General features: G+C 60.0%; 3 protein-coding genes. All 3 read right to left on the reverse strand.

The window, feature by feature from the left end; genetic code table 11:
• Positions 1-959: cell division protein FtsA (ftsA, locus tag ABYV26_RS24090; RefSeq protein ID WP_372683893.1), on the reverse strand; the 959-nt coding region annotated here is incomplete at its 3' end.
• 1 nt (position 960) lies between these two features.
• Positions 961-1818, reverse strand: a complete 858-nt coding sequence (locus ABYV26_RS24095) for a cell division protein FtsQ/DivIB (protein ID WP_372683894.1) — start codon at positions 1816-1818, stop codon at positions 961-963.
• A gap of 137 nt (positions 1819-1955) precedes the next feature.
• Positions 1956-2798 (reverse strand): UDP-N-acetylmuramate--L-alanine ligase (gene murC / locus ABYV26_RS24100; RefSeq protein ID WP_372683895.1); only part of this gene is annotated, 843 nt, incomplete at its 5' end.

Here is a 2798-nt window from a genome sequence, read left to right on the forward strand (position 1 = left end):
ATCATGTTTTCCATGCCGGCACGGTAGATCTCCCGTTGAAGCAGCGTGAAGATCTCCTCCATGCGCGGCTCCAGAATTTCACCTAAAATCTGGCGGGGAAGCTTGCGGGGCTGGCGTCCGCCCATCCCCGGCACCTCGATGGTTTCGTCCGGGCTGATCGCCGCCCCGTTGCAGGTGCCGTATTTACGCTTGATGCGCTCCGCCTCGTTCAAGGGTGCCCTGACGCCGATGGCGATATCATTGGTCAGGTTGTCCCCCCCCAGCGCCAGGACAAAGGTGTGCTTGATGTTCTTACCCGAGAAGATGGCCAGGTCGCTGGTCCCGCCACCCAGATCGATCAGGCCGGTGCCCAGTTGCTTCTCCTCTTCGGTAAGCACCGCCTCTCCTGAAGCCAGGCTCTCCAGAACGATATCGCACACGTCCAACCCGGCCCTATTGGCGCACTTGACGATGTTATGCGCCGACGTGACCGCGCCGGTGACGATGTGGATTTTAGCCTCCAAGCGGACGCCGGCCATGCCTACCGGGTTCTGAATACCGATCTGGTCGTCAACGATATACTCCTGGGGCAGGACGTGGATCACCTCTCGATCCATGGGAATAGCCACCGCCCGGGCCGCGTCGATCACCCGGTCAACATCCTGCTGGTTGATCTCCTGCCCTTTGATGGCGACGATCCCCCGGCTGTTGAATCCGGTGATGTGGCCGCCGGCAATCCCGGCGTAAACCGACGAGATTTCACAACCGGCCATTAACTCAGCATCTTCCACCGCCTTTTTGATGGATTCCACCGTGGATTCGATGTTGACCACCACGCCCTTGCGCAAACCAATGGATGGGTGGGTGCCAATGCCGATGATATTAATCTCGCGGCCCGTCACTTCGCCGACCACGGCGCAGATTTTGGTGGTCCCAATATCCAGGCCGACAACGATATTCCCCTCTCTTGATCCCTGCACCTTAACCCTCCTTGCGATCCGAAGATGCCGGATCGACCGAAGCCAGCGTGATTACAATTCGATTGACATCAAACAAGTCGATGGCCGAGTACCGACTCAGCCGGTTGTCTCTGCCCAGGCGTGACATCAGGCGTCCCAGCGCCTGACACTTTTCACGATAGCGCCCGAAGCCCAGCTTCACCGCACGGTTGTTTTCGCCGGTATATACGGTGGCTCCGATTTCACGGTCCATCTGGATACGACGAATACCCGAAAGGGGCAGCGGGCTGTTCTTTTCACCGGCCAGCCGGAACAGGGCCATCACCGCACCGAAGGCCTCGCTGGCCGGCATGCCGGAAACAGGCAGGTCTGCATGACCCAACCCCTGCACCCGGGGCAACGCGCCACTGTCAGAGCCATCCCATCGTTTGAACACCTCGCCGGCCGGATTGATCAAAAAACCATCACCGGACCCCATGTCCAGGAGCGCCAGGGGCACTTCTTCCCGGATGTGCATGCGCAGCCCCGAAGGGATCTCCCGGCTGACCGTTGCCTCGGCAACCCATGGATCGGCCAGCAGCCGCTTGCGGGTCGCAGCCAGATTCACGGACAGGATGTTCGCCTGCCGGCCAAGGCCGGCTATCTCTATGACCTGCAGGCGGCTGAGCCGCTGCATTCCGGTGACCACAATCTGGCGCACCTGGAATTGCGGGGTCTGGGTAAAAAAGTCGTAGGCGAAAATGAAGGCAAGGCTGGTCGCCACCAGCCCCAATGCCCCCAAGAACCCCTTGGCGGCGAAAACGGCTCGATCCCTCAACTGGGCCCGATTAGCCTTTTTGTTTTTTTTGAACTGATTTTTTCGAATCGGTTTCGGTTTCAATGATTCGGTCTCTGGGTTCTGCGTTCTGCGTTCTGCGTTCTGGGTTCTGAGTTCCGCCTACCGAGTTCCGCCTTCCGCCTTCCGCCTTACGGGTCTCTGGTCTCTGACTCCTGGCTCCTGTCCTCAGTCCTCAGTCCTCAGTCCTCAGTCCTCTGTCCTCTGTCCTCAGTCCTCAGTCCTCTGTCCTCTGTCCTCTGTCCTCTGTCCTCCGACTTCGGACCTCCGTCCACAGACATCCGTTCCAAAACCATCTCCCCCACCCGATACACATCGCCGGCACCCAGGGTCAGCAGCAGATCGCCGGGAGCCAGGGTTTTCTCAAGGTGATCGACGCATTCCGTCAGACTGTTCAGGCAGATCACGTTCCGGTGGCCGTGGGCGCGGATACATTCGCCCAGCGCCTCGCCGCTGACACCCGGGATGGGTGCTTCGCTGGCGGCATAAATAGGCAGCACCACCAATACATCGCTGTTGTTGAACGAGCGGGTGAATTCCTGCAGAAGCGCCCGGGTCCGCGTGTAGCGGTGTGGCTGGAAGACCACCACTTTGCGGCGGTCCGGCCAGTTCTCTTTGACTGCCTCGAGGGTCACCTGGATCTCCGTGGGATGATGGCCGTAATCGTCCACTACGGCAACGCCATCGATCTCTCCCTTGATCTCCAAGCGGCGCTGCACGCCTTCGGCCGTCTCCAGGGAGCGCTTGATGGACGACAAGGGGATGTCCAGCTCCATGCCCACGGCGATGGCAGCCAGGGCGTTGGATACATTGTGCATGCCCGGCATGGCCAGAATGAACTCGCCCAGGTTGTCGTCCCGATGAACGACCGTAAACCGGCTTTTCATCTCGCCGAAGCTGATGTTCCGCGCCTGGTAATCGGCCTGGGTGCTCCGCCCGTATGTGGTCAGCCGTTTTTTGATATGGGGGAGGAGGCCCTGGAGCGGCTCGTTGTCCAGGCAGAGCACGGCCAGGCCGTAAAAGGG

The sequence above is a fragment of the Desulfosarcina sp. genome, assembly GCF_041551955.1.
In the GTDB taxonomy this organism is placed as follows: domain Bacteria; phylum Desulfobacterota; class Desulfobacteria; order Desulfobacterales; family Desulfosarcinaceae; genus Desulfosarcina.